The organism is Paenibacillus segetis (assembly GCF_014639155.1).
Taxonomy (GTDB): Bacteria; Bacillota; Bacilli; order Paenibacillales; family Paenibacillaceae; genus Fontibacillus; species Fontibacillus segetis.
On record NZ_BMFT01000011.1, the window covers coordinates 1 to 5141 of the forward strand.

At 33.4% G+C, this 5141-nt stretch carries 3 protein-coding genes; all 3 read left to right on the forward strand.

The genetic code is table 11. From position 1 onward, the window contains the following. The 3 genes from IEW05_RS25470 to IEW05_RS25480 all read left to right on the forward strand — a co-directional run bounded on the left by IEW05_RS25470 (position 1) and on the right by IEW05_RS25480 (position 5139). Complete coding sequence (locus tag IEW05_RS25470; RefSeq protein WP_188542673.1) at positions 1–102, forward strand: DsrE/DsrF/DrsH-like family protein; 102 nt, start codon at positions 1–3, stop codon at positions 100–102. A gap of 926 nt (positions 103–1028) precedes the next feature. Next, on the forward strand, positions 1029–4418 hold the full coding sequence (locus IEW05_RS25475) for an SIR2 family protein (RefSeq protein ID WP_188542674.1): 3390 nt from the start codon (positions 1029–1031) through the stop codon (positions 4416–4418). Between the two features lie 244 nt (positions 4419–4662). Beyond that, the gene (locus IEW05_RS25480) at positions 4663–5139 is read left to right on the forward strand and encodes a DsrE/DsrF/DrsH-like family protein (protein ID WP_188542675.1); all 477 of its coding nucleotides are present in this window, start codon (positions 4663–4665) and stop codon (positions 5137–5139) included. Positions 5140–5141 lie beyond the last annotated feature (2 nt).

Here is a 5141-nt window from a genome sequence, read left to right on the forward strand (position 1 = left end):
ATGGGATTTAAGCAAGAGGAATTTCTACCTGAAGTAGAAATTGTTGAAGCGAAAGATTTTCTCAAAGGTGCGCTTGAATCGAATATACAGATGTTTATTTGATCAGCATTAACCCAATCCTTGTGCTGGGCATACATTAGGATAACTATATAGAAAGAACTCAGTTCAATCTATATAAAGGGGATGTCGGGGGGAGAACACCATTGCTGCAAGCGAGAATTGGAAATGAGTCGTATACTGGATTGGAGTCGTACTTTTATCACTTCAGAAAACACGTGATCGGAATCGATCAGACTTTCATGACTGCGTAGCTTTCTTTAGAATTATTTACCTTTCACCCTGGTATTCATTAACTCGTAAGCGTTAAAGACGCTACCGCTTGGTCTGGCCTTATTCTTAGATGGCTACTTTGGAACAGACGATAGCCTGAGGATGAGGCCATGGCTATCGCCGTCACTCCTACAATTGTTGTATATTTGATTCTACAAGATCAGATTATGAAGGGCATGGTAGCTGGTTAGATTAAGGGGTAGGGCTCGGGGAGATCAAATTAGTGGGATCATTATCATATTCACTTATATAGGAAAGAAGCAAAAGGCACCGTGATGAGGTGTTTTTGTTGTTATATAGTTTTATCTCATTTAACTGAGTAATTTATTAAGAGAATAGTTTCACCCTGAGAAAAAACCAAGTACCTTGGTCATAGGTTTCTTCTGAGAATGGACCGTTACTTTGCGGTCGTATTGATGGTAAAAGTTCTAAAGAAGACTTACTTCAAATATGGCGATAAGATCGTTATACACAGAAATATAAAACTAAATAATGGAAAATAATCTCTAAATTGCTACAACTAAACGACAACCTATCCTGAATTAACTATCAATTGTTTTTTTATTATCAGATTAAACTAATCAACAATCTATTTTTGTAATATTAATATAATAGAGAAATCTTGTTGGATTGTGTTAAAATATGGAACGTATAGTCGTCAATTAATACATACATTTTTCAATTTGGAGGCGATATATTTGACAATCATTTCTCCAGCTATATTAACTTTAGACGATGCAATAAATCAGATTAAACAGGTTTCAGATGAGCATATTAATATAGGAAAGATGTCCCCTTATTTCTTTCTTGTCGGAGCAGGTATTTCTTATCCAAGTGCTCCCTTAGCAAAAGATATTATTGAACATTGTAAGGAGAGTGCATTGAGACATGGTCGAGAGATAGGTAGTCAACAATCAACATCTTCTACTCAAGAAGAGTACTCTGTGTGGTTCGAGTTAGCATACCCTAATCGACAACAAAGACAAAATTATTTAAAAAAACTAATACATAATAGAATAATACCGCCCGCAAACATAAAGTTGGCTCATATACTTTCAAATAGTACAATTACAAATTTAGTAGTAACAACGAATTTTGATGATTTTTTGTCTCGTTCATTAAACATATTTGGTATTCCCCATATTGTTTCAGATCACCCACATACGGTAGAAAAAATAAACACCGAGAGTGAATATGCCCAAATAGTTCATATTCATGGTACATATTGGTTCTATGATTGTTGTAATTTGCAAAGCGAGATAGTGCAAAGGGCAGAACGATCGCTTCAATCTAACTCAACTATGTCGTTTTTTATTGATTCTTTGTTATATAGAAGGATACCTATTATCATTGGATATAGCGGTTGGGAAAATGACGTATTTATGCAGGCTTTAAAGAGAAGATTGGAAAGTCCTCTTCCATATAATCTATATTGGTTCTGTTATTCTAAAGATAGCTTTGAAGCCATACCAGAATGGATAAAGGTAAATAGTGATGTGAAGTTTGTACTTCCACTAGAAAGCAATACTATTGATAGATATGGGAATATTGATTCAAGAGATCTTATAGAGGGACTTAATGTAATAAACGTTGTTGAGGATAACCCAAAAGTAAATGTACTTAATGCCGAAGTAGTATTTGAGCATTTTATTAACGTGTTTAATATGGAGTCTCCCGAAATTACCAGGGATCCAATTGGATTTTTCACAGAATCGTTAAGAAAATCTTTTGAAAATAATAATTCAGAAAATGGAAACAATAAGTATTTCCTCGAAGATGTTATTGCAAGGCTTGAAAGGGTTAAGGGAAGTAAAGAATATAATACTAACACTTTCATTGAAGAATTAAAGGAACTTATTAAAAAATCACAGTATAAAGAAGTAGTTAAAAAAATAGCTGAGGATTACAGATTCTCATCCTTTTCTCTTGATGAATATCGTCAACTACTTTCTGTTGTCTTAAATGCAGCAAATAATATAACCGAGAATGAAGAGGGATATGAAATAGTAATAAGCATTTCTAATAAGCTATACTCAACAAACTATGACTTAGTTTGGATTAAAGAAACTTTATGTAGAGGCTTATTAGGTAAGGGGAAAAACTTATCTGCTCGTGAACTTTACAATGAGGCGATTGAGGTATTTAACCAAGTTATTGAGGATGAAAAGTTTGATGAATATAAAAATTTAAAAGCAGAAGCATTATTAAATAAAGCTTATGCTTACGGATCACTAGAGGAACGTAATGAAGAAATTAAAATATATAATTTAATCTTAAATACATATGGTGATGAAGCCGAAATTAAAATAAAAAGAATAGTTGCAATTTGTATACTAAGTAAGGCTTCTTTATATCATGATATAAATGAGAATGAAGAAGCACTCGGAAGTGCTAAATATTTGATAGGGCGATGTATTGATGAGACTGATCTACACATTCAAAATAGTGTTGCAAGAGCTATGCTTATTAAGGTGCTTATTTTTTTTGAACAAGAAATGTATGATGAGTCTATTACAGAACTTGAACAACTGCTAATAAAATATAGTCAAGAGGAAGACAAAAACTTAAAAAAGACTATTGCTATATCATTAGAAGTAAAGGGGATTATGTTGAGGAGATTGGATCGACCTAATGAAGCCCTCGGGGTTTACGATGAATTGGCGTATAGATTTAAAGATGAGTTATCACTTAAGGAGTATGCGGCAAGCGCCATGATTGATAAAGCTAATTATTTTGATGAAATAGGATATCATGAGAAGGCGATTGAGTTATATGAAGATATAATTGTTGATTATGGTGAAATTGATGAATTTTCTGAAAAAGCGATTATTAGTAAAGCTAATTCTTTTGTAAGCATGGGAAAATTTGAAGAAGCAATTGCGTTATATAACAATATTATAGAAGAAAATAGTAAGATTAATGTTGCAAATTTAGATTATGTTGCGAATGCATTTGTAAGAAAAGGGATGGCTTACGCTAGGAATAATCAGTTTGAACATGCTGTCGATACATATAGTCAACTTTGTCATAGTGTAAAGAAACGTAAGGATCAACGTTCTAAAGAAATTTGGGCCGCATCAATGTTAAGCATGGCTGCTTCGTATAAAAGTTTAAACAATCATGTGAAGATGGTAAGTTGTTACGATGAAGTTATTGTAAGGTTAAAATCTAATAAAGAGCTTACTATTAAAAAATATGTTGCGAGTGCAATGTTTGATAAAGCTGTTCTATTTGGCAAGGAAAATAGGAATGAAGATGCTATAAAGTTATTTAATCAATTATATTTAAGGTTAAGAAATGAAGAGGATATTAACCTCAAAGTGCGTGCTGTACTGGCTTTATTAAATAAAGGTAGTGGATATAAATTGACTAAGTCTTTTAAGAAGGCTTACAACACTTTTGAATTATTGGAGAATAGATTTAATAACAGTGAAGATAAGGAAATCAAAATTTACACGTACAGTGCCATTATAGAGAAGGTATCCGTTATGCTCAGTTTAAACCAAGATCCTATTGAGGCATTTTCGAATATTAAGTTAATAGAATCGAATATTAAGCAGATACCAGATAACGATCTACTACTCAAACGTTACGTAATGGAATTAAATAATATAGGTTATACAGCCTATGGGACGAAAAAGGACTATGACTTAGCAAGTAGAGCTTTTCTTTCAAGTTTTAATATGAATAATGTTATTTCCGGAGTAAATCTTGTTTATATGATTAGGAGGGGAGAGATCTCGGCGGAAGGTCTTCCAACAATCGAAAAATTACTTGAGGGTGGGCTAGGTATTTCTAACCCATTTGCTATTATCAATAAAATTCTTATTGATTTAGATTGCAGTAATTGCGAAGAAACTTGGAAAAATTGTGATCAATTAATTAATTCAATTGATGAAGTAGATAGTATTATAGAATGGTGGTATGATGTTGCAAAAAATAATGAAGCAGAGGGACATCTCGTAGTTGGATGGTTGTGTAAGAATAAGAAAGCGATTGATCCAGAGGGATTAAGTTTTCACGAACGATTTGATTTAGCTAAAAAATTAGGAATAGAGATTCCTAATTGGTTAGTCAGTGCAAAATAGACGAGAATATACTAATGCAGTAGCCTAGAAGATCAATTTTGATAATGATGGCTACTATTATAAAGGGCGACTTTTCAATGTTAAACTTGTGATTCAACTCTAATTAACTACTCCCTCTTTTCTGTATATATTGTAGATATAGACACCGTTCGGTGTCTTTTTTTATCTAACTAGGACCCTGCAATAAATCTCCTACTCATGGTAAACAATAACAGCAGACCATGATATAGGAGGAAATATCCGTATGACAAAAACAATGGATCTGATTATGTTCAGTGGAGAATATGACAAGGCGATGGCTGCGCTCATATTGGCCAATACAGCCAGGGAGATGGATGTGGAGGTGAATATGTTTTTTGCGTTCTGGGGACTATCTTTGATTCGTGACCCGGATAACATGTCAAATGATGATAAAACGCTGTATGAAAAAATGTTCTCCTTCATCTCACCTAAAGGACCTGAAGATTTACCTTTATCCAAAATGAACTGGGCAGGTTTCGGCAAAAGAGTTCTACTAGATATGATGGACGATGATCATGCGCCAAGGCTGAAAGACTTTTTGAAAGGTGCACGAAAAAAACAGGTTCATTTCTATGCGTGTAAATTGTCCGTGGAAGTGATGGGATTTAAGCAAGAGGAATTTCTACCTGAAGTAGAAATTGTTGAAGCGAAAGATTTTCTCAAAGGTGCGCTTGAATCGAATATACAGATGTTTATTTGATC